This is a genomic window from Aliivibrio fischeri (genome assembly GCF_009727955.1).
Lineage (GTDB): Bacteria > Pseudomonadota > Gammaproteobacteria > Enterobacterales > Vibrionaceae > Aliivibrio > Aliivibrio fischeri_A.
This window is the reverse complement of the sequence record NZ_WOBR01000010.1, coordinates 238,722-262,311: the sequence shown is the minus strand read 5'-3', so window position 1 is coordinate 262,311 and position 23,590 is coordinate 238,722. Positions and strand designations below refer to the sequence as shown.

At 36.6% G+C, this 23,590-nt stretch carries 22 protein-coding genes; 10 read left to right on the top strand and 12 right to left on the bottom strand.

Annotation, left to right across the window (positions count from 1 at the left end):
• Positions 1-8: 8 nt before the first annotated feature.
• From GNP81_RS14340 to GNP81_RS14320, 5 genes are all read right to left on the bottom strand, one after another.
• Positions 9-1,040 carry a hybrid-cluster NAD(P)-dependent oxidoreductase gene (locus tag GNP81_RS14340; protein ID WP_155673859.1) on the bottom strand — a complete coding sequence of 344 codons (1,032 nt, stop codon included), beginning with the start codon at positions 1,038-1,040 and terminating at the stop codon, positions 9-11.
• A gap of 94 nt (positions 1,041-1,134) precedes the next feature.
• Positions 1,135-2,796, bottom strand: coding sequence for a hydroxylamine reductase (hcp, locus tag GNP81_RS14335; protein ID WP_155673858.1), 1,662 nt, complete (start codon positions 2,794-2,796; stop codon positions 1,135-1,137).
• Positions 2,797-3,037: 241 nt separating this feature from the next.
• Positions 3,038-4,573 carry a nitric oxide reductase transcriptional regulator NorR gene (norR, locus tag GNP81_RS14330; RefSeq protein ID WP_155673857.1) on the bottom strand — a complete coding sequence of 512 codons (1,536 nt, stop codon included), beginning with the start codon at positions 4,571-4,573 and terminating at the stop codon, positions 3,038-3,040.
• 87 nt (positions 4,574-4,660) lie between these two features.
• Positions 4,661-5,119 carry a hypothetical protein gene (locus tag GNP81_RS14325; RefSeq protein WP_155672531.1) on the bottom strand — a complete coding sequence of 153 codons (459 nt, stop codon included), beginning with the start codon at positions 5,117-5,119 and terminating at the stop codon, positions 4,661-4,663.
• A gap of 2 nt (positions 5,120-5,121) precedes the next feature.
• A complete protein-coding gene (locus GNP81_RS14320; protein WP_155672530.1) occupies positions 5,122-5,604 on the bottom strand; it encodes a winged helix-turn-helix domain-containing protein in 483 nt (160 codons plus the stop codon).
• A 262-nt stretch (positions 5,605-5,866) separates the two neighbouring features.
• Between GNP81_RS14320 and GNP81_RS19340 the strand changes: the two genes are divergently transcribed.
• A complete protein-coding gene (locus GNP81_RS19340) occupies positions 5,867-6,028 on the top strand; it encodes a hypothetical protein (protein ID WP_196587362.1) in 162 nt (53 codons plus the stop codon).
• 80 nt (positions 6,029-6,108) lie between these two features.
• Positions 6,109-7,983 carry a methyl-accepting chemotaxis protein gene (locus GNP81_RS14315; RefSeq protein ID WP_155673856.1) on the top strand — a complete coding sequence of 625 codons (1,875 nt, stop codon included), beginning with the start codon at positions 6,109-6,111 and terminating at the stop codon, positions 7,981-7,983.
• Positions 7,984-8,052: 69 nt separating this feature from the next.
• Here GNP81_RS14315 and arsB read toward each other — a convergent pair whose 3' ends face one another.
• Both arsB and GNP81_RS14305 read right to left on the bottom strand, forming a co-directional pair.
• Positions 8,053-9,093 (bottom strand): ACR3 family arsenite efflux transporter, encoded by a 1,041-nt coding sequence (arsB, locus tag GNP81_RS14310; protein ID WP_155672528.1) that lies wholly within the window; start codon positions 9,091-9,093, stop codon positions 8,053-8,055.
• A gap of 90 nt (positions 9,094-9,183) precedes the next feature.
• Entirely contained in the window at positions 9,184-9,525 is a 342-nt protein-coding gene (locus GNP81_RS14305) for an ArsR/SmtB family transcription factor (protein WP_155673855.1), read from the bottom strand.
• A gap of 310 nt (positions 9,526-9,835) precedes the next feature.
• Here GNP81_RS14305 and GNP81_RS14300 point away from each other — a divergent pair, with 310 nt between their 5' ends.
• The 4 genes from GNP81_RS14300 (at position 9,836) to GNP81_RS14285 (ending at position 13,064) form a co-directional block, all read left to right on the top strand.
• Positions 9,836-10,141, top strand: a complete 306-nt coding sequence (locus tag GNP81_RS14300) for a hypothetical protein (RefSeq protein WP_236781372.1) — start codon at positions 9,836-9,838, stop codon at positions 10,139-10,141.
• A gap of 71 nt (positions 10,142-10,212) precedes the next feature.
• The gene (locus GNP81_RS14295) at positions 10,213-10,872 is read left to right on the top strand and encodes a hypothetical protein (protein WP_196587361.1); all 660 of its coding nucleotides are present in this window, start codon (positions 10,213-10,215) and stop codon (positions 10,870-10,872) included.
• Between the two features lie 552 nt (positions 10,873-11,424).
• Positions 11,425-12,426 (top strand): 5'/3'-nucleotidase SurE, encoded by a 1,002-nt coding sequence (locus GNP81_RS14290; RefSeq protein ID WP_155672525.1) that lies wholly within the window; start codon positions 11,425-11,427, stop codon positions 12,424-12,426.
• Between the two features lie 11 nt (positions 12,427-12,437).
• Positions 12,438-13,064: a hypothetical protein gene (locus tag GNP81_RS14285; RefSeq protein WP_155672524.1), complete on the top strand. Its 627-nt coding sequence runs from the start codon at positions 12,438-12,440 to the stop codon at positions 13,062-13,064.
• Between the two features lie 52 nt (positions 13,065-13,116).
• On the opposite strand, the gene GNP81_RS14280 is transcribed toward GNP81_RS14285, so the two are convergent.
• Positions 13,117-14,241, bottom strand: a complete 1,125-nt coding sequence (locus GNP81_RS14280; protein ID WP_155673854.1) for a M14 family metallopeptidase — start codon at positions 14,239-14,241, stop codon at positions 13,117-13,119.
• Between the two features lie 36 nt (positions 14,242-14,277).
• Positions 14,278-15,432: an aminotransferase-like domain-containing protein gene (locus GNP81_RS14275; RefSeq protein ID WP_155672522.1), complete on the bottom strand. Its 1,155-nt coding sequence runs from the start codon at positions 15,430-15,432 to the stop codon at positions 14,278-14,280.
• Positions 15,433-15,543: 111 nt separating this feature from the next.
• Between GNP81_RS14275 and GNP81_RS14270 the strand changes: the two genes are divergently transcribed.
• Positions 15,544-16,413 carry an AraC family transcriptional regulator gene (locus GNP81_RS14270; RefSeq protein WP_155672521.1) on the top strand — a complete coding sequence of 290 codons (870 nt, stop codon included), beginning with the start codon at positions 15,544-15,546 and terminating at the stop codon, positions 16,411-16,413.
• Here the strand turns inward: GNP81_RS14270 and GNP81_RS14265 are convergent.
• Complete coding sequence (locus GNP81_RS14265) at positions 16,400-17,251, bottom strand: EamA family transporter (RefSeq protein ID WP_155673853.1); 852 nt, start codon at positions 17,249-17,251, stop codon at positions 16,400-16,402. The genes GNP81_RS14270 and GNP81_RS14265 overlap by 14 nt on opposite strands.
• A 154-nt stretch (positions 17,252-17,405) precedes the next feature.
• Here GNP81_RS14265 and yghU point away from each other — a divergent pair, with 154 nt between their 5' ends.
• Positions 17,406-18,266, top strand: a complete 861-nt coding sequence (gene yghU, locus GNP81_RS14260) for a glutathione-dependent disulfide-bond oxidoreductase (RefSeq protein WP_155673852.1) — start codon at positions 17,406-17,408, stop codon at positions 18,264-18,266.
• A gap of 108 nt (positions 18,267-18,374) precedes the next feature.
• Here yghU and GNP81_RS14255 read toward each other — a convergent pair whose 3' ends face one another.
• Positions 18,375-19,577: a putative manganese transporter gene (locus GNP81_RS14255; RefSeq protein WP_155672518.1), complete on the bottom strand. Its 1,203-nt coding sequence runs from the start codon at positions 19,575-19,577 to the stop codon at positions 18,375-18,377.
• 325 nt (positions 19,578-19,902) lie between these two features.
• On the opposite strand from GNP81_RS14255, the gene astB reads away from it, so the two are divergent.
• The gene (gene astB / locus GNP81_RS14250; protein ID WP_155673851.1) at positions 19,903-21,237 is read left to right on the top strand and encodes an N-succinylarginine dihydrolase; all 1,335 of its coding nucleotides are present in this window, start codon (positions 19,903-19,905) and stop codon (positions 21,235-21,237) included.
• Between the two features lie 120 nt (positions 21,238-21,357).
• Here the strand turns inward: astB and GNP81_RS14245 are convergent, their stop codons facing one another.
• Entirely contained in the window at positions 21,358-22,548 is a 1,191-nt protein-coding gene (locus GNP81_RS14245; protein WP_155673850.1) for a leucine-rich repeat-containing protein kinase family protein, read from the bottom strand.
• Positions 22,549-22,767: 219 nt separating this feature from the next.
• Between GNP81_RS14245 and GNP81_RS14240 the strand changes: the two genes are divergently transcribed.
• The gene (locus tag GNP81_RS14240) at positions 22,768-23,574 is read left to right on the top strand and encodes a hypothetical protein (protein WP_155673849.1); all 807 of its coding nucleotides are present in this window, start codon (positions 22,768-22,770) and stop codon (positions 23,572-23,574) included.
• Positions 23,575-23,590 lie beyond the last annotated feature (16 nt).

Sequence of the window (23,590 nt, the reverse complement as noted above, 5' to 3'; positions counted from 1 at the left end):
GAATGTAATTAAGTCAAACTCACTTCAACATCACTTTGAACTTGGCTTGAACACGCCAGTGTGTAACCTTGTGCAATGTCTTCTTCGCTTAATGTCTCTGTACTGGTGCGAGAAACTTCACCTTTGGTTACTTTACATTTGCAAGATCCACACATACCGCTACGGCAAGCGATAATAATCGGTACGCCGCTTTCTTCTAATACATCAGCAAGAGTTGCGCCTTTATCTATTTCTTTTGAAACGCCAAAAGCAGGAACTTCAAATTGAACAACACCAGAGGCATCATCTGTTTCACTGACTTCAGCTTCGATTGGTGTAAAGCTTTCTTGGAAGAAGTGAGCCATGTCTAAGCCTATTGCTTCAACATATTTTTTCATGTCTTCCATGAAGCTTGTTGGGCCACATAAAAATACGGTTCTTTCGACTAAATCAGGGCACAATTTTGTTAACCATTCTTGATCTAATCGACCTTGGGGGTAATCGGTAAATTGGGGATTTTTCAGTAATAATTTAAGGTTGAAATTGGTATGCTGATTATTTAAATACTGAAGTTCATCAAAATAAATAGTGTGTTCTGGAGATTTTGCCATATGAACAAAAGTAATATCTATATCTTTATTTTGAGCTATCCACGATTTCGTCATCGACATGATAGGAGTGATGCCACAGCCAGCGCTTAGTAACGCCACTTTTTTTCTTGGTTTACAATCAATAGAGTTGAATGGACCTGTTGGTGCTAAAACAGCAACCTCATCACCTTCATTCAACTGGTCAATTAGATAGTTTGATACCTTACCACCTTCAACGCGTTTAATCGTTAGTTGTAGAAAATCTTGGTTTGGAATTGAGCTGATAGAGTAGGCGCGGTATTCCATTTTACCTTCAATTTCAATACCGATGCTAACAAACTGACCTGGTTTAAAATCAAATGTTTCTTTGTGTTCGCTGATTAATTGTAGGCTAATCGTATCATCTGTTTCTTGCCATTTTTTATCACAACGAAGTTGAACTGGAGTGCTTGGCCAAATAAATTGTGTCATGTTTATTCTCTATTGGTCAGAATGTGTTGAATACACGCTAGCGAAAAATGCCCCAGATAACTGAGGCATAACTTGATGAGTTTATTCGATTTGATTATGCGGCTAAAATGGCTTTTAGATCGTCTTCTACATTACCGATACTGCGCATATCAAACTTTTCTTGAATGATAGACAGTAGGTTGTCCGTTAAGAACGCCGGTGCTGTTGGTCCTGTGTAAATGCCTTTAACACCAAGAGCAAATAGAGTAAGCAGGATAACAATTGCTTTTTGCTCAAACCAAGAAAGTACCAGCGTTAATGGAAGATCATTAATGTCACAATCAAACTCTTTAGCGAGTGCAAGTGCGAGTTGAATCGCTGAGTATGCATCATTACATTGACCAACATCCAATAAACGCGGGATACCATTAATATCGCCAAATTGGTTTTTGTTGAAGCGGTATTTACCACAAGCTAATGTCAGAATGACTGAGTCTTCAGGTGCTTGAGCGGTAAAGTCTGTGTAGTAGCTACGTTCTGATTTATCACCATCGCAACCACCAACAAGGAAGAAGTGACTAATGTTGCCTTCTTTTACTTGCTCTACAACAGCTGGAGCGGCAGCCATTAGTGCGTTACGACCAAATCCAACGGTGATCATCTGTTCAATTTCGTTGTGCTTGAAACCGTCTTGCGCTAATGCACAATCAATAACCGTTGTGAAATCATCGCCTTCAATATGAGCAACACCAGGCCAGCCTACGATGCTACGAGTAAATAGACGGTCTGCATATTGACCCACATTAGGGTTTAATAAGCAGTTTGATGTCATTACGATAGCACCCGGGAAGTTAGCAAATTCTTTTTGCTGGTTCTGCCATGCACTGCCGTAGTTACCTACAAGGTGAGGGTATTTTTTAAGCTCAGGGTAAGAGTGAGCAGGAAGCATTTCACCGTTAGTATAAACGTTGATGCCTTTTCCTTCTGTTTGTTGAAGGATTTTTTCTAAGTCATGTAAATCGTGACCAGAAACAAGGATACATTTACCTTCGATAGTTTTAACGTTGACTTGTGATGGTTCTGGGTGACCAAATGTATCTGTTTCACCCGTATCTAGCATTTCCATGATACGGTAATTCATTAAACCAATTTTCATTGAGCAATCTAGTAATTCACCTAGATCTGTTGGGTCAGTTCCTAACCATGCCATGATTTGATGATATTCAGCAAAAACGTCTTTGTCAGTTTGTCCAAGCACACGAGCGTGCTCCATGTAAGCGGCAGCGCCTTTTAAGCCGTAAAGACAAAGTAAGCGTAAGCCAATAACATCTTCATGTTGTGTTTCATGGCCACGGTTTACGGCTGCTTGTGGAGCTAGGGCAATGATTTGATCAGCTTCTGTTGGTAGTTCGAATTTTGCAGCTGGAGATAATTCATTTAATTCAGTGTTAGTAACTGTTGCTGCCGCACGTACCGTTTCTTCTAATTGTTGTTTGTATGCTTGTGCTTGAAGGGCGAATTCGATAACTCGCTCAGGATCAAAGTTAACGTTTGTTAGCGTGGCAAAGAAAGCTTTTGGTGCCCATTGGTCAATTTCATCAAAGATAACATTAACTTTGCGACCTTGCTCTGCCCAAAAAGAAACACCTTGTAATGCGTAAACTAAAATGTCTTGTAAGTCAGAAACTTCCGCTGTTTTACCACACATACCTTGTGCAAAAGAACAGCCTTTTGTTGTTGGTGTTTGAATCGTTTGCTCACATTGGATACAGAACATAGTTGGAACTCCGTTATTGAATACATATTATTCAAATCATGCCAGTTCAATGCGTTCTATTTTGTGCAATAGATTGTTGAACCAGTCGAGATTTGAATCGACATTGATGAACCATCTATTGCACAGTATGTGCCACTTTTAAGTTGTTGATTTATATGGTTTTGCTGTTTCTTTTTTGCTTGTTGATGTATTAATGACTACGATAATTGATGTGTTAATGACATCGATTTGTGTGTTTGTATCAATTTGAAATACCTAATTTTTTTCCCATTCGATAGAGGTTACCACGATCCATTTGTAAAAATTCAGCTGCTTTTGCCCAAATTCCATTAGATTCGGATAATGCATGTTCAATTAATTGTTTTTGATAGCTTTCTACTAACTCTCTCATCGGTTGGCTTTTATTTGGTAATAAATGTGATGTATTTTTAACATCGCTAGTGTGTTCTATGTCCCCAAGAAAATGAGCTAAACTAATGCTGTTTGCATTTTCTTGAATGGCTCTTAAGCCTGCGCGCATTAGTGTATGTTCAAGTTCACGAACATTACCAAGCCAAGGGCTAGATTCTAAATGAGTGAGTGTTTTTGGGTGGATATGTAAATTTGGTACGTTGAACTGTGTTCTAACTTTATCGAGTAGATAGCCGGATAAAACAGAAATATCGCCTTCACGTTCACGAAGTGGTGGAACATGAATTGGAAATACGTTGAGGCGATGAAAAAGATCGGCACGAAAACGACCTTCTTCCACTTCTTTTTCTAGGTTACGATTGGTTGCAGCAATGATACGAACATTCACCATCACGTTTTTATCTGAGCCTACACGTTGAACTTCACCTTGTTGAATAACGCGTAATAACTTTGCTTGAATTAGCAGAGGAAGCTCTCCTATCTCATCAAGAAAGAGCGTTCCTTTATCGGCTAATTCAAACTTACCTGCTCGATGGTTATTCGCACCAGTAAATGCGCCTTTGACATGCCCAAATAGCTCACTTTCTGCTAACGATTCAGGAAGTGCAGCACAGTTAACATAAATCATTGGGAGCTCATTACGTTGTGATTGTGCATGCACAGAATGAGCGACTAACTCTTTACCTGAGCCTGTTTCTCCACTGATCAAAACCGCATAATCTGAATGGGCAACAGTACTTATGTTTGATTTAAGGCGAGTAATTTGAGGGCTAATACCAATTAATTCGCCTTTTTGAATTCTAGCCTGCTGAATTAAGGTCTGGTTGATGGACTTTTGTTGCTGATTGCTGTCTTGAAGAGTTTTAATTAGAGCTTTGTTATGTAAAGTCGCAGCGGCGAGAGCTGCAAATGTTTCAATTGTAATGTCATCTATCTTTTTAAAAGCGCCCACTTCTAATGCATCTAATGTGAGTACACCAACGAGCGTATCTTCTACATATAAACTGCAGCCTAAACAGTCGTGAACTTCTATATTGATACTTTCATCTACGAGTAATAATCCATCGAACGGATCAGGTAGGTCTGAATTTGATTCAAATCTAACAGGATGTTTGCTTTGTAAAATAGCCTCTAACCTAGGATGGACTTGCGGTGGAAAACAGCGTCCTAATACTGCTTGAGAAAGTCCTTTAACAGCAACAGGCTTAAGGCAACCATCATGATCCAGAATAAACAGTGCACTCGCATCACAAGGGAATACATGATGAATAGAGTTAATCAGACGTTGATAATGTAAATCGCTGGACAAGTTAGAACTAAGATCCAAAGCTATTTGAAGTAATACTTTTTCCATAGAAGGTTTCATATGACTGATATAACCTAATGTGATGTAAAATTCACATCATGTTACCATATAAGCTCTTTCGTACGTAATGTAATGGCAGCTATTTTATTACCATTGACTCATTTTTCCTGTGAATTCTGTTGTAATAGCCCGCCTCTCGGGAAAGTCTTCGTATACGGTAATAGTATTTTTCTTTTTGTCTATTTTGTAGGCATAAAACAGTAGGCGCTGATCAAAAACAAGTTGGTTATAGTCGTCTAATTTGTTGTTATAGGTAGGCTTCACCAACGGACTTCTTTTGTTAATGTACAAAATAACTTGATTAAATAAGTTAAACTGCCTTGCGGTGATCTTCCATTTGGAAGTGCTATCGCCATATTTTAAGGTTTGTAATGCTACGTAGTTCCCTTTAAAACAGGTCATTTTTATCTGAAAGTTTGGATTTTTACTATCAATAAGATTCATTTTGTAATTGCAACCTGTGCCGTTAACAAAAGAAATAGAAATCAGAAGTAGCATTATACTGGTAATAAAAATATTTATTTTAATTAAGCTTAGTTTGTTCATTTTTAATTAATTAGAACCCATGAGTGAATCAAATATAAGACAAAGTAAGTCAAAGTTGAGAATATAAGTATTTGAATCGGTGATGATGTCAGTTTTGTTATGATTGTACTATTTTTAGCGAGTGTAACATTATCAAGTGGTTGTTCTCTATTATTAAGGTTGATCGATCTGTTTTGATTTTTTAATGGTTCATCTATTATTAATTTATATCCAATCTTAGGAATGTTTTTTAATATTAACCCATCATGTTCGATTATTTTTCTTATGTTAGATATAGCAACGGCTAATGAGTTTGGTCCTATAAAATCAGGATGTCCCCATGCGGTTACAATGAGGTCATTCTTAGTTATTGGTGTGTTTTTATTTTCTATAAGTAATTTTAAAATCTTACTTTCGGGAATGGTTATCACATAACTTTTATTATTTATGAGAATTTTTGGCCTATCTTCTAGCATTAATAAGGAATTTTTAAACTTTAAATTCATAACGTTACAAATTATTTTTGATTTATCGCAAAGATAACACTTAGAATTTATAAAAAATCAGCTCTCGATCACAATTAATAATATTGTCATTATAAATTAATATTGTGAATGTATGTTGATAATTCTTCTATCTATTTGTTGTTAAAGGTTTTATATATAAATTATCCTTCATTATTAGTTTGTGTTGGTTGTTTTTTATATAATTCAATGCGTAAAAAATATGAATTAACTAATAAACATAACAAACAAGAAAGTAAGGCTTATGACTATATCTAATGCAAATGAAAATATGTATTTTATAAATTCTGTAAATGAATTGACCTTGGAAGAGATTTATTTTATTAACTCTATTTTTGGTATTGAATTTTTTGTAGGTGTTGACAATGAATTATTTTGCGAAAGAGGTATTGATTCAGTCTATTAATTACTTGCTATTTATAAGTGTTAATTAGTTGATATAAAGTAGGTCATTACTACTAAAGTAGTAAATAAAAGGAATAATGGATGTTGTTAAAGAATAAAATTTTATTATTTATATTCGTGTTATTGGTTTCGATAGCGAGCGCTTTAACTTGGAATGGTTTTAATGAATTCACTCAAATAAATAAGGAACTGATAACTAAATCTACGGAAGATCGATCTAAATTAATATCTGTATCATTAGGAGAAAAACTCGATGGTTACTTTTCATCATTAAGAACATTTTCTATTTCTTACTATCCTGATGGGCAACTAGATGAAGTCACTACCACAAAGGATTTGAGAAAATTAGCAGAAAATAATGATACCAATAGCGCATTTATTGCATTTGAGTCAGGACTTACTTTTGAAAAAGGTCAGTTTATTCCTAACTTTAATGCAAAGGAAGTAAAACGAGAATGGTTCATTCGAGGTTTTGCTGGTGAAAAAGAAATTATTACCGATGTGTACCAAAATACAGATGGTGTAAATGTGTTCGCATTTGCTGTGCCTATTTTAAATGATGGCAAGGTCGTAGCTGTTGTGGCTATAGGGATTGAGCAAAATGTTTTAAATGCATTTATTGGAACGCTTACTGAACGTGGACAGATTTTTACCTATAATAACTTAGGTTATATCATTGCTGCGAAAAATCCTGATGACGTTAGTAAGAACATAAAGAATGTTAAACCTGAACTCGTTGATTTTGATTCTGGTAATACTCGTTTTTATGATATCGACCATGACGATTATGTTTTGGCAAGTGCTGATAATTTATCCCGTTATGATTGGACAGTTGTTATGTATGAATATGAGGATGATGTTTATGCGCCAAGTATGGCGATGTTAAAGAATTCAATTATCATATTTTTTGCACTTCTTATCGTATCATTAGCGATTGTTTATTATGGTGTTATCTATTTAATCTATAAACCGATTGGTGGTGAGCCAGAGAAAATCTCTGAAATCCTATCTAATATTTCGGAAGGCGATTTATCCCAGCAATTAGTGGTGTCAGGTAGCGATACAGGTATATACCGTTCAGTTGTTACGTTAAGCTCGAAGCTGTCAGAAATAGTGACATCAAGCCATTCAATTTCAAATAGTGTATCAGCAGCTTCAGAGGAATTGGCTGTCGTTATGTCTGATACAGCTAAGAATTCTCAACATGAACTGGCACAAGTAGAAGAAATTTCTACCGCGATCAGTGAGCTATCGAGTACTTCAAAAGAAGTGACAACAAATGCTGCTCAGGCGGAAGAAGAAGCACAAAAAGCAATAACTAATGTATCAAATGGACATAATACACTTGATAATTCTATCGCACTAACTGTTGATATTAACGAATCTGTACAACAAACCGCAGAGATGATCTCAGTATTACGTGATGACGCAATTAATATTGGTGAAGTGACTGACGTTATCAGTAGTATTTCAGAACAAACCAATTTACTTGCATTAAATGCCGCCATTGAGGCTGCACGTGCAGGTGAAGCGGGAAGAGGTTTTGCAGTGGTAGCTGATGAGGTTCGTAATCTGGCTGCTAAAACAAAGGAATCAACAAGTAATATTCAGGAGATCATTAGTAAGCTCCAAGCTCAGTCTGAAAATGCGAATAAAAATATGATGGAAAATGTCACGTCTATTCAAGAATCGGTACATCTTATTGAAAGTGTGAAAACATCATTTAATGATATCGTCAGCTCAGTTCAATCGATGTCTGATATCAACACGCTAGTCGCAACGGCTTCACAAGAGCAATACAGTGTGACTGAAGATATCGCGAAAAATACGACAAGAACGTTTGATCTGGTTACACAAAATGTATCTGCGATTAATCAGACTCAACAAGCTGCGGATGAATTGTCTAAGTTGGCAGTAGCTCAAAAGACGGAATTAGATTTCTTCAAGATGAACTGATGATTGAGTGAAAATAAAAATAGCCTCTAGTGAAAACTATAGGCTATTTTTTATTATAAAGAAGTATATTTAAGCTGTTTTTTCTGCTTTTTTATCTTTCATTCTTAATGCAACATTTACTAATGCAATAAGTACAGGTACTTCAATAAGAGGGCCAATAACACCAGCAAATGCTTGGTCTGAGTTTAAACCAAATACAGCGATTGAAACGGCAATGGCTAATTCAAAGTTATTACCTGTTGCAGTAAAAGCAATTGAAGCATTCTTGTCATAAGGGATCCCCATCTTTTTGCCAATAAAGAAGCTAGAGAAAAACATTAAAACAAAGTAAATAGTCAATGGAATCGCAATACGTACTACATCCATCGGTAGCTCAAGGATCATCTCACCTTTTAAACTAAACATTAGAACGATAGTGCCAAGTAATGCGATAAGTGTAATTGGTGAAATTTTTGGAATGAAAACAGTGTTATACCATTCTTCACCTTTTTTAGAGACCAATATTTTACGGCTTAAAAAACCAGCTAAAAATGGAATACCTAAATAAATTAAGACACTGTGGGCGATATCCATCATAGAAATGTCTACAACCATACTTTCGTAACCGAATACGGGAGGTAACACACTGATAAATAACCACGCCATAAAGCTATAAGTTACAATTTGGAATGCTGAGTTAATAGCAACTAAGGCTGCACCATACTCTTTATTACCACCACCAATATCGTTCCAAACTAATACCATTGCAATACAACGAGCCAAACCAATCAGAATGATCCCAACCATATAACCTGGATGATCGCCTAAAAAGATCAAAGCAAGAACAAACATCAAGATAGGACCAACAATCCAGTTCATAATAAGAGAAAGAGTAACGGCTTGTTTATCTTTTACAACGGTACCAAGTAGGTTGTAATTCACTTTAGCTAATGGTGGATACATCATAAGTATTAAACCAATAGCTAAAGGAATATTGGTACTACCAACTGACATGGATTCATTCCATTCAGCAATTTGTGGAAACTGAACCCCAAGCAATACACCAATGGCCATGGCTAGGAAAATCCAGAGTGTAAGATATCTATCTAAGAAGCTAAGTTTAGGTTGCATGATGGTTCCTTATTTTACTGAATCGTATATCGTCGAATTGCGATTATTAGTATCAAAAAATACGCCATTACATCAATGGCGTTATTCGTATTACATCAAGATAGAGCGAGTTAATTGATCAAATGATGTAATACATTCACGGTTTATGCGATAACACATTTTTGGTGGGATGGATTCTGCTGTGATGAATCCAGCCTGTTTTAATACTCTTAAGTGTTCAGATACGGTTGATTGAGCAAGTCCAAGTTCAGAAACAAGATCGCTATTTAAACAACCTCCTGCTTTTTCTAAATTTGATAGAATTTTTAAAATTCGAACTCGAGCAGGGTGAGCGAGTGCTTTTGCTAATGATGCAAAGTTTGTTTCTAGCTGTAAATCTTGTTCTGATGTTGAAAAAGAACATTTATTGGTCGTTTTACATTCAGCTGTCATGTTTACTCATATGTCAATCGTGAAATTACGATTAACTATAGAGGTACTGTTAAAGAAGATCAAGACAAAATAAAAACAAACTCAATTATGTTTGCAAGATAATCGTGATAAACCTCGAATAATAATGATATTCAGGATAAAAAAAGAACAGTTTTTCCATAAGAATCCGATATAGAAAGTAGGAAATACCAATTTATTTAATGTGTTTTTCTGTGATTTGTAAAATTGGTATAAAGCATGGTTATGGAGCAATATCATGATAAATGGAACTCAAGTTAGAACGGGATTTACTGCTTATACTAAGCCAAACATGCAATATAATTCTGTCCCTGTTACAACGGTTTCGATGAATGCTTTAAATGTACAGCGTGACACTGTCTCTTTATCTGTAGAAGGAAAAGCGTTATTACGTGCATTACAGGAAATAGAAAAGGAGAGTAAATTTAAGCAGTCAGAAGCTGAAAATGTCTCAGATCAAGTTGAATCTTTTGCTCATGGTGCGTTGGGTATTAATCATCCTGATTCCATTGAGGAAGAAGATGACTCTTCATATTCGGCAGGACAATACGTTTCTGCTGCACTAACGGTTGGTGGGATATTACTTGCGTTAGCGTAACGATTATTCATGTATTTCTGGTGATTAATAACGTAAAGTAGTTCTATGTTTTGTTTATGGATTAATACGTTATGGCTCGATTGGGAATGGCGATACAACTTGTTTTAGCGAGTTCTATTTTTTATTTAGGTTATACAATTTACTCTTTTACACACTCAATAAATACGGTTGTGGATCAATATCCAGAATTAATGAAAGAAGTAAATAAAACGGCTGATAAATTAGAGATAGAGCAATGGTTACTTTTGGCTCAGCATCTTGAAGAATTAACTCCTCAAGCTCTTGAATTGGTTAACGAAGTCAAAAATACCATTAATAATGTTAATCAAACAGTTGCTTCTGTTGATAGTAAAATTCCATTGATTCTTAATGAAGTGCAATCTATCAGGACTGAATCATTACCAGAAGTTATTACTGTAATGAATGCAGTAAATAAAGAGACTGTACCGAATACATTAATTGAACTGAAAAATTATCGTGAACAAGTATTTCCAAAAGCATTTGTTGAAAGTAAAGGCTACCGTATAACAACAATTCCTGCGGTATTAAAAGAGTCTGAAAAGCTGCGTAAAGAAGTTCCACCTATTATGCTAAAAGCTGATCAAATCATTGATAAAACAGAAGAACTTTCTCAACAAGCGACTCAAGGTGCGGTGAAAGGGGTGATTATGTCACCATTTAATTTATTGAAAGAAGCCGGAACTGAAATTCAGTCTAAGGTGAATGAGTAGTTTCTTATAAACATTAGTAATTATGATAATAGCATTTTATTAAGTTTATTCTTTTGAGGTGCTATTAATAAATTATGCTCATCTGCAACAATACGCGACCATTTATTTTTTGGAATCGTATGCAAGTTGTTGAATATAAAACAGAGAGGACCATAATTACGCTGTCATATGAGTCTGGTTTTTTTCTACGTGATTCTAGTTATCTTTATGTATCCTTATATTCGTTAACACATAAAAAGAAACATGTATCAAAAATTGATATTAATATCCTTAATATCATAGATTCGAATTGGATTGAAAATTATGAAAATCTAATTTTAGAAAATTACTTTAATTAAAGGCATTTATTTAATTTATGAAGTGTGAACATAAAATGGAACTTTACCAAAAAGCCGATCTATTAAGATCGGCTTTTTTATTTTTAGACACATGATTCACTTGCATGACGATATGTGTATGTATTTTTTCTTTAAACAAAATGTAACAAGGATTTCATAATTTGCCGTTAAGTTTGTTTTTGAATCAATAAGCACATAAATAGCAAGGAATTATATGAACATCAAAAATAGCTTCTTATCGGTATGTATTACGCCACTTTTACTCTTGTCTCAGCCTGCTTCTGCATTGAATATTGTTTTAACCAATGATGACAGTTGGAGCACAAATAATATTCAAGCAATGAAGTCGGCTTTAATTGAGCAAGGTCATGATGTGATTATGAGCGCCCCTTGTACTGGTCAAAGTGGTAAAGGTGGTGCTATTAACTTTTTTAAAGCGGTGAATGTAGATACCACGAAGAGTGCTAATAACGAATATTGTGTAGGTGATACGGATACGACTCAAGCTTTTGAAGATTATACGGAAGGTACACCTGTCATGTCAGTTCTATATGGTATTGATGTAGCAGCTCAAGAACGATGGGGAAAGAACCCGGATCTTGTTGTTTCAGGACCAAATGAAGGAAATAATCTGGGTTATATGAACAATAATTCGGGTACGTTAGGTGCAACGATGATTGCACTTAGCCGAAATATTCCTGCCATTGCTGTTAGTGGTAGTGAAAATTCTGCACAAGATAGTGAGCAAGGGAAAAAAATAGCTAAAGTAGTCGTCGATGTTATAAATAATTTAGAAAAAACACGTATTGAAGGTCAGCCTCTATTGCCTGCTTATACTGGATTAAATATCAATACGCCTCATGATATAGATAATAATTTGGGGTACCTTTATACCAATGTTGGTTGGAACGCTGGTGGAATAGAACTGAAATTTGTTTCTGATTTAAGCAATAATGAAATGATCATGGATTATGTTGTTAACATGCTAGTTGAAGAGCAAGGAATGTCAGAAACACAAGCAAGAATTGTCGCCGAAGCAATGTTGCGTGATAAGCATGGTGTTTCATTTATGGCAGGGGATGCGGGTGATACGGATGAAATGTCTGAAGGTGTAGCGGTAAAATCAGGTTATATCACCATCAGCACCATTGATGGTAATGTTCAAGCGACCCGAGCGAAAGCGGCATTAATTCAACAACGTTTAATTGATTTATAAAGGTGATATACATGATTAGATTAGGTTTATCTGTCGGGTTATTACTTTTATTAACCGGGTGCCATGAGGTGTATTCACCGGGCGTATTTACTGGTGTCACTACTAGCGAGAATGGTGATCCAATTAAAATTGAAGTAACCGCGAGTGAGTCTGAAGAGATATTGATGACACAATGGGATGATCGTGACCGACAAATTAGCTATGTAGGACAAATGGATAATGAATCGAACCGTATCTCATTCAATAATGGAGAATATATGTGTTCTCCTACAGAGAAAAAATGGTTCTGTTCGTCTTACGATAGTGATTTTGAATTGAATATTAAGCGAGAAACCCCGTTAGAGTTATCACAATTCTCTGGTCATTATACCGCATTGGTTGATGATGATATTTATAACTTAATCATTTCAGACAATGGTAAATTAGAGATGACATCTTATCATTGTAAAGATAAGGCTATAGTTAATCTAATTCTTGAAGATCAGGCGGCCTATTTTAGGATTAAGAGTAATTCTTGTTCGTTTGGTAAAACAAGAGGTTTAATAAACCTATCAACAGATAATGATGAATTAACCAGTTTAGAAATACAAAGTGATAATTGGCAGTTCCCACAAATTTGGGTTAAACAAATCAATTAAATCAAATTGTTAAATGATAAAAGCCGATCTATTAAGATCGGCTTTTTTATTTTTACAGCTTTCCGACGGTTGCCCAAATCGCACTTAGAACGTCTTGGCCAAAGGCGATGCTTCTTTCAGGAGACCAGCCATATAGCTCATCAGCATGGCTAATATGATCTTTAAATGGCATTTCAACGGTGTAAGAAAGACATTTAAATTGCTCTCCAACCCAGTTTGAACCTACAGTTAAATTAGCGGTTCCCGGCTCATCTTTGTCGTAACCAATATCATCTTGGAACTCTGGAGTAATGGTTAGTAAGGCTTGTTTAAATGTGTTTTCAAGAGCTGCAATGCGGTCATCATATGATGGAATGCCTTCGCCACCGGCAACAAAGTTATATGGAATCGCTTCATCGCCGTGAATGTCTAAGAACATATCAACGCCTGTCTCTAACATACGTTCACGTACTAGAAAGACTTCTGGTGATCTTTCCATTGATGGCGTTTGCCATTCACGGTTTAAGTTTACCCCAATGGCATTGGTACGTAAGTGACCACGAATACTGCCATCAGGATTCATGTTAGGAACAATGTGGAACACGACCTTATCAAGTAGAGCGCGGCCTACGGTATCGGTTTCATCTAATAAGCGAAGCAGTAAACCTTCAATAAACCATTCAGCCATGGTTTCCCCTGGGTGCTGGCGACCAGTGATCCAGATGTTCTTTTTCCCTTCGGCAGGCTCACCAATGGTTAGAATACTGATGTCATTATTATCTAATGTGACTCCAAGAGTTTCTAATTGGCAGCTATGATGGGTTTGTGCACCGTGTAATAGATCTTGATGACGATCGTATGAGTAGGGCGCAAAGTAAGCAAAATACATTGAACGATATTCTGGAATTACGTTAAAGCTTAGCGTATCACCATCAAACTCAGTAGGAATACGGAACCATTCTTCACGATCATAAGACGCGACAACATCATAATCCTGCCAACCTTCTGGATAGGCTGATGTTGCTAAATTCAATATTTTGAAGTTATGTTGTTGCTGAGGCTGGCTCTCTAAGCGAAAGTGAAACCATTGGGAGATCTCTGTTTGATTATCGGCAGGAATGGTTAACTGGATATCATTAGGCGATTCTGCCGTTACTACATGAATATTGCCACTTTCAAAATTGCTGAATATTTTCATACTATTTCACTTCTTTAGATAAGAATTTGAATAAGATTAATTGACTGACTTATTCAATACGTTTGTTAAACGATTTACCGCTTCTACTAATTCATTTGGTTTCGCATTAGTAAAGTTTAGCCTTAAAGCTGCAGGGCTGCCTTCTGGTTTTGGATAAAACACAGGGCTAGGAACAACGGCAACACCATTGGCGATCAATGTGCTGGCAAGTTCAAATGTATCGCAATCTGGTAATGATACCCAGATGAACATGCCACCATCAACGGCGTTGACTTCACATTGTGCCGGAAGTTGGGTTTTAAGTTCATTGTATAAAACATCGTACCGTTGTTTGTAAAGCGTTTGGATAGTTTGCATGTGCTGCTCAAATTTCTCATGTTTGAGTAAGCCAAGCAACAGTGCTTGCATAGGTACGCTTGAGTGTAAATCAGCGCCTTGTTTTACTTTAACTAATGGTTCGATATAACTCTTTTTACCTGTGACAACACCAATACGTAAACCTGGAGAGGCTATTTTAGAGAAAGAGCGTAATACAATTGAATCTTGAGGGCAGAAGCTAGATACCATTGGTAACGCTTCTCCAGTAAAACGAAGTTCGCGATAAGGAGCGTCTTCAATAAAAGCGACTTTGTACTGAATACATAATTCAGCCACTTTTTTACGGGTTTCTAATGACCAACATACACCTGTTGGATTATGGAAATCAGGAACCGCGTAAAACATTTTTGGTGACTCTTGAATAAAGCATTGCTCTAGTTCTTCAAGATTAGGTCCTGAGTCTGTTTGAGATACGGTGGAAATATTTGCTTGAACTAATCCGAAGACTTGCATTGCACCAAGGTAGCTAGGCGCTTCCATAATCACTGTATCACCCGGGTTTATATAAGCTCGAGCAATCAAGTCTAATCCTTGTTGAGAGCCTGTACATACCATAGGTAAGTGATTTTCGGGTAATCCAAACTTCTGCGTAAGAAACTCTAAAAGAGGACCATAACCTGCAGTTGCACCATATTGAAAGACATCTGGCATATCAGATAGACTTTCAAGAATTGGCTTCATTATTTCAATGGGAAACGTCTCTTCATCAGGTAACCCGCCAGCAAGAGAAATGACGTTTTTGTCTGAAGCCGCAGCCAGAATTTCTCTAATGTAAGAGGATTGAATTTGTTGCAGAGAATGAGCGATTTCCATATATGTTCCCATAAAATAATATTTTTAACTGATCCGATAGTACAAGGCGTTGTATAACTTTGTTTGTCCGTTTATGCTTATAAATGTGTCCATTTATGCTATTTTTCGATCATGAGCCGACAACATCTATCAAGAATTAATGATGTCTTATTTTATATTCACAAAGACATTAGCAAAGAACTTGCAGTGAAAGAGTTAGCAGATGTTGCTGCTTATTCTGAACAACATTTTCATCGAATCTTTAAACAAGTGGTGGGAGAATCTATTCATCAATATATTCGTCGTACAAGAATGGAGTATGCGGCAAACCAATTGATGTTTGATACAAAATCATCTGTACTAGATATTGCGAATACGTGTGGATTTAGTTCGCTTTCTTCCTTTAGTCGTGCATTTAAATCTACGTTTGGTATGGCACCTGGGGAGTGGAGAAAACACGATTTACAAATATCGGATAAACCGTATTTGAAAGACGATGAAATTGCCGCAGGTTATGTCAGTGTGGCAGATAAACCGTTACCTCAACCAAAAATTATTGAAGTAGAAGATAGACTTGCCGCTTATGTAAGACATGAGGGCTATAATCGTTCTATCCGAAATGCGTGGTTAATATTAAAAGCGTGGGCGAACTCAGAAGATCGTGACTTCTCAACTCAATTTGGTTTGCATCATTCTAATCCTGCATGGGTTGAATTAACTAAATGTCGATATGTAGCGTGCATAGCAATAGATAAACCACTTAAATATCGTGGTGTCGTGAATCAAATGGTGATCCCTGGTGGTTTACACGCCGTATTTCAGTTAAGTGGTGTATATGGACAACTTCTTCCACAGATTAGTCACGTATTAGAGCGATGGTTGCCGGCGTCGGGATTTAAACTGAGATCAACACCGGCTTACGTTCGTTACCACAAAAACCATTTTTTAAATGAAAACGAAGAGTTTGAGCTAGATTTTTATTTACCCATTAGCTTTTATTAATGTTCTTAATAGCTATCTTTTTTCTTGTTTTTAGAGAGGCGATCATAATGGAGATAATCACAATAATCAGCGCAGATTTTTGACCTAAAGAAATAGGCTCATGATAAACCCACAATGCTAATGCCAAGTGGAATGTCGGCTCAATGTATTGCAATAAACTGATTTTACTTAATGGTGTTTTGAGTAATGAAATGGTCAGTAGCAAAATAGGCAGCAGTTGCAGTGGAGCCGTTCCCACTAATAATCCCCATTCTGTTGAGGATAATCCAGATGAATGGGTTGCTATATACAATAGGGCTAGGGGAGCAAAAATAATATGTTCAAAGAAAATGGCACCAAAGGTGTTTAATGTAACCAGTTTTTTTATAGCGATATAGCTAGCAAAAGAAACAGAGATAGCCAAGCTAAGTAAAGGCAATTGTTTATCTAAAACAACGTACATAACAATAGCTAACACCATTAAAAATAGCGCAACCTTTTGATTTTTTTGAATGTGTTCTTTAAAGAAAATAAATCCCATAAAAAACACCATTACAGGCGTAATGTAGAAGGCTAGAGAAGCCGCCATAATATTATTACTGATGGTGGCATAAACAAAACCGAGCCAAGATAGGTTCATTAAAATACCGGCACCGGCTGCTAGCGCAATGTTTTTTGGTGTGCATTGGGCTTTATTAATTAAGTTTGGTTTGCATGCGAAAACGGTCACTAAGATTATGGCTGACCAAAAAACACGACTAGATAAGATCAACATAGGTTCCATCGCACCAAGTTGATGGAAATAAATAGGAACTAATCCCCAAACAATAAACGCTAATGCGCCAAAAAACGCTGACATTATGAACCTTAAATAGTTAATAGCGATAGGGCTGTGATTTTATGCTTATCAAGGAGTTTTGGCTATTTTTTCCGTATAGCGAATACGTGGTTTTTTAGAAGTGGTCTATAGTAATAATGTGTAAATATTGAGCATGAATGAGTAAGGAGCGAGTATGAATAATCAATATGTACCCCCAAAAGTTTGGACATCAGAAACGGACAGCAGTGGTCAATGGGCGAGCATCAATCGACCATACTCAGGGGCAAGGCATGAGCGAGCATTGCCTATTGGTGAACATACTTTACAGCTGTACTCTTTAGCGACACCAAACGGGCAAAAAGTGACGATTCTACTGGAAGAGTTACTTGCATTAGGGGTTAAAGAGGCCGAATATGACGCATATTTAATTAATATTGGGGAGGGAGATCAATTTGCGTCTGGCTTTGTCGATATTAACCCAAACTCAAAGATCCCTGCGTTAGTTGATCATTCTGTTGATCCTGAACTCCATGTATTTGAATCTGGAGCTATTTTATTATACTTGGCTGATAAGTTTGGGCATTTTATTCCTAAAGATGTTTCTGGTCGTGCTCAAGTATTAAATTGGCTATTCTGGTTACAGGGCTCGGCCCCATATTTAGGTGGTGGTTTCGGTCACTTCTATGCGTATGCGCCAGAAAAATATGAATATCCTATTAATCGATTCTCAATGGAGGCAAAACGCCAATTAGATGTGCTTGATAAGCAGCTTGCTACCACCAAATACATTGCTGGTAATGAATATAGTATTGCTGATATGGCTATTTGGCCTTGGTATGGCAATCTAGTATTAGGGAATTTATATGATGCAGCAGAGTTTTTAGATGTCGAAAGCTATGTGCATGTTCTTGAATGGGCAAAAGAAATCGCGCAACGCAAAGGAGTTCAACGTGGGCGTATTGTAAACCGCTCATGGGGCGAGGCATGGGAGCAAGTGCCAGAGCGTCATAGTGCAGAAGATATTGATTTCATTTTGAATCTACAGCCTAAGTAAACCACGCATTGTTTTACGTTTTAGTACAAAAGGCGACAGATAATACTGTCGCCTTTGTTGTTTTATCTATTCGCATTTTTAGGTTTAGTTTATCTAACTAGTGAAGTACTACATCTCAAATAGGAAGTAATAACCGTAGCCAACTACAAATGCAGGAATTGCTGAGTAGAAGGTTGCAACCATTGCTGCTTTTGGAGCTAATGCAATGGCAGGGAAAAGAGCATCACCATCATTTGAAATTGCATTTGAAAGTTGTGCTGACATTGGCATCGCACCTGATAGATATAGACTCGTTACTAGGATTTGAGGACCACAGCCAGGTAGTAAACCGATAGCTAAACCAATTAATGGCATCCATATTCCATAACCTAAGAAGACAGTTTGTAAATCAATACCTGAGAAATAAGTTGTTAGTTCGAAAATTAAGAAGGCAACAATAACCCATGCAGAGACAAAGTTAGTGTCTTGTGCCGCTTTTTGCATCGGATGAGAGCTTATGCATTTATTATCTTCGGATACTGTTGATTGATAATCACTGATCTCTTTGGTTAATGACCATAACATCATGCTACCAATAGCTAATATAGCCCCAATCCATTCAATCGTGTGTTCTGGTAGATGGAATAGCTGATTAATATCGACCTGAAACGAACCCAATAGCGCAATGATTGTTGCTGGAATTAACACCCATTTCCAAAAAGCACCTTGTAAATTAATTGCTTTTACTTGTAAACAAGGGATGTCCGATAGAGTTTCAGATTTCTCTTGAGTCTTGTTTTCATTTTGAGTTTCTGGGCGTAAAAAATCATCTTTATGTAAGGCATTGACGATAATACCTGATATAGCACCGACAACGACACCTAAGGCCATTACACCAAATCCTACTTTAGGTTGAGCTGCTATTAATAAGAAAGCGGCATCTCCCATGGTTGCTGTTAATACTGCAACGACAGAACCGAATCCTACCTTCCCACTGATATATTGAGTCGTAACAACAATGGCACCACCACAGCCTGGAAGTGCACCAAGTAGAGATGAGAAGACAACTTGGTTAGTACGAGATTTGTTATATAGAGCAGTAATACGATTGGTTTTACCCATTATATTTGAAAGGTAATGATAAATAACTAAGGTAAAAGCTACATAAGTTGAAACCGCCCAAAAAGCATCAGACAGAGTAGTAACGGTAAGATCTCGTGTTGTTTCTGCACCAACTAATGCTAATAAAGTGATAGGTAATAATAAGCGTTTATGTTGTAAAGAAAATTGTGATAACGAGAACGATTGAGAAAATGAATTAGTAGTCATCATAATAAAAAACCATCAGTAAATGCGAATGATTATCAGTATATGTAAATGAGAATTATTATCAACTATCATTTTGATAGGTTTTATCGATGATGTGTTTTTTGTGAAGCAAGAGTGGCTTTATAACGGCTCAGAATAAAAATCTGCATAGTTATTTTATAGTAGAGAATAGTTAATTAAAGTGTAATAAATGTTAAATAAAAGTTGTGATAGTGCGCTTGTTTGATGATATCAAATGCTACTGATTAGATATAAGTTTGCTAATATCGATGCAAAAGAGTGGGCCAAAGAGCTTAACAAGTAGAAGTTAACAGTCATGAGGGAACATATGAAAGCAGTTGAAGCAAACTTTGATGGTCTTGTTGGGCCTACGCATAATTACAGCGGTTTGTCGGTGGGTAATATTGCCTCTAAAAATAATAAGTCAGGTATTTCCAACCCAAAACAAGCAGTAAAGCAAGGTTTGGAAAAAATGAAGGCATTGCATGATATGGGGTTTGTTCAAGGGGTGCTTGCTCCACAGGAGCGTCCAGATATCCATACTCTTCGACGTTTGGGTTTTTCTGGTTCTGATTCTGAAGTATTAAAAAAGTCATATCAATATTCACCTCAATTGCTTGCGGCTTGTTCTTCAGCATCAAGTATGTGGACGGCCAATGCAGGTACTGTCTCTCCAAGTGCAGATACAACGGATGGGAAAGTCCACTTTACACCAGCGAATTTAATTAATAAGTTTCACCGTTCGATAGAGGACCAGGTCACGGGGAATATTCTCAAAGCCACTTTTTCTGATGAGAAGCACTTTGTTCACCATGAAGCATTACCGCACAGTGATTATTTTGGTGATGAAGGTGCAGCTAATCACACTCGCTTTTGTAATGAATATGGTGAGCAAGGGGTTGAGTTTTTTGTTTTTGGTAAAAGTGCATTTAATGAAAGTTATTTAGCACCTAAAAAATACCCAGCAAGACAGACGCTAGAAGCGAGTGAAGCCATCGCTCGTACACATGGCCTACGTGAGAAATTCACCGTATTTGCACAGCAGAACCCCGATGTTATTGATCAAGGTGTATTTCATAATGACGTTATTGCTGTAGGAAATAAGAATACGTTGTTTTGTCATCAACAAGCCTTTTTGAATCAAGAAAAAGTGAAGTCTGATTTATGTGCTTCTTATGGTTCTGGCTTTAATGTTATTGAGGTACCAACTGATAAAGTATCCGTTCAAGATGCTGTAGAAACGTATCTGTTTAATAGTCAGTTAATCACCAAAACTGATGGAACTACTTTGATTATTCTTCCTGAGCATTGTCGTCAAAATCCAAGAGTATGGGCATACTTAAATGAGCTAGTAGAGCAAAAAAGAGGCATTGATGAGTTACATACCTTTGATTTAAAACAAAGTATGCAAAATGGTGGTGGACCAGCGTGTTTGCGTTTGCGTGTGGTGTTAAATGAAGCTGAGCAAAAGGCGGTAAATCAACATACGTTAATGAGTGAAGAGCTATTTACGATTCTTAATCTATGGGCAGATAAGCATTATCGAGACCGTATTGAAGATAAAGATCTTGCGGATCCTCAATTGCTAGTAGAATCTCGCTCAGCATTAGATGAATTAACGCAAATCATGCATTTAGGTTCTATTTATCCATTCCAAAAGTAGTAGAGCAGTTTGTTACTTTTTAATCGTTAACTAATTAATAATTAAATAAAAAGCCTTAAATGTAGGATCATTTAAGGCTTTTTAATTTTTGAAGTTTACATTGTAAATTTTAGTTTCTCTTTAGTGTTTACATACACTCATTAAATCATCTACAAAGTGATTTAGCGCTCGCTCTTCAATGGTTCTAATTTTCTGCTGCTGACACTCACTTAGCATGTGATACATACTTGCTGCACCGAAGTCACCAAAAATGATGTTCCCATCAGTATCAAATAGCGTGTTGTGTGCGTATAGATCCCCATGACACACGTAATTATCGTGTAGGTGATTGAATACATTACGCATTTCTGATGTGATTTTATTTATTTTTTCGAGTGATAACCTGAATCCATTAGGAAAAGTATCCCGTGTACAGCTTTCTAAACTTGGCGGTAAACCCAAGTTTTTATAATGTGGGGGGATTAAGTTCATGATTAACGCGAGATGATTTTCTTCATTCACTTGCGCTAATGATTGCACCAAGCTTGGATGATTTCCTACCTTTAAGCAGGCTTGCAACTCATCTTCAGGGTAGCCATCACTTGTGACTTCGCCTTTAAATACTTTAACAGCGATCTCTTGTGGGAAATCAGTTTGTGCTTTATTCCAACAAGCTTTAAAAATCACGCCAGATGCACCTTGGCCTAATACATTTTCTAATGTGTAGTCACTTGAAGAGACTGTAGGTACTGATTTGATCTTTAGATCTGATTTACAGAATGGATTACCAGCAAAGGCAAACCAAGCCAATTTAGGTAAATCAAGTAGTTGATCTGGACATTTTGTTAATTGATTTGCAGAAATACGCAGTAATTCTAAATTGCGTAGCTGAGATAAATTCTCTGGTAATTCGGTTAGCTTATTTCCGGCTAATGCCAGTTTCTGCATTAAATCACATTCACCTAAAGCATCAGGTACTGTTTCGAGTTGGTTGTCCGTTAAGATAAGCCAGCGTAATTTCGGTGGAAAAGCGTTTTCGGAGATCTGTTTAATCTGGCATGACTTAAACCCAATCATTTCAAGGTTTTCACATTGTGCCAGAGCGTCAGGAAATACAGTAAATGGGTTATTTGATGCAAAAAAGATCTTTAATTTGGATAATTGATTTATCTCTTTTGGTAGCGTAGTTAGTTGATTATTTGATAAGTCTAAGATCTCTAATGAATCCGCAAGAGTTAAGATTTCTTTTGGAAATTCAGTAAGTTGTTCACTTAATTGTAATCGTGTAATACCTTGTAATTCACCAGATTGTAACTGCGCTAATGTGTGCAAATCTTTTACCTATTTAATAAAAATATTGTTTTTGGTTATTCAATCCGTTGATTGTACGGTTTTAATAGAAAAAAATCTAACATACCAAAATGGTTATATTCGATATAACCTCCATATCATTGGCTCTGTAGTATCCATAGCGTATCGTCCCTTTGTTGATAAAAATATTTATATAAATGCATTGCTTAGACTGTGCTTATAACTATAGGGGATATTGAAATGAAGAAGTGTACGACAAGATCGTTATTTACGCTTGTTGGGCTGTCTATTTTTAGTGGTACTGTGCTTGCTGAAGATAAACAAGATGATGTTCAAGACATGTCGGATCCATTGGCTGTTTATACTCAAGCTGGTGCAGGCTATACCGATAAGGGATTGAACTTAAAAATAGGTCAAACGTATGATACGGGCAGTGATATTACGATGGGGATGAATATTATCGAGATCAAAGGTATTGCTGGTGAGGCTGTTGGTTGGAATGGCGATGCTCGTGCAAATAATGATGATAGTATTGACTCGATACGTTTCCGCAATTTTAGCGTTGATTTAACCAATGGGCGTGGTGCTCAGGTTGATGTTGACTGGAATTTTGATCGTAACCAAGGCTCAGCTTCTTACAGTTTTATACAGGCTCTTCCAAAAATGGGGCCTGTTAGTTTATATCCTTTAGCTGGTTTGGGTTTAGCTGCTGGAGAATCTTATGATGTAGGCGATCAAGGCGCGGCTCAGGCACAAGACCGTTATGATTTGCATGGTTCATTTTATGTGGCAGGGCTGTATAGTAAAATTGAAATTACCGAAAAAATTTGGATTAACTATAATCCAATGTATTTAGGGACAATTTCAGGATCTGATGAATATAAAAATAATGCTTACGGTGTAGATAACGACGCAATGTTAACGCATGAAGCCGCAATTAGTTATCAGATCACGAAACGATCTAATATTCGTTACTTTGCTAATTGGAATGAAGATACGCACTTTGCTGATGGTGATCACCGAATTGAATTTAACTATCAATTTTAACGACCCGATACATTAA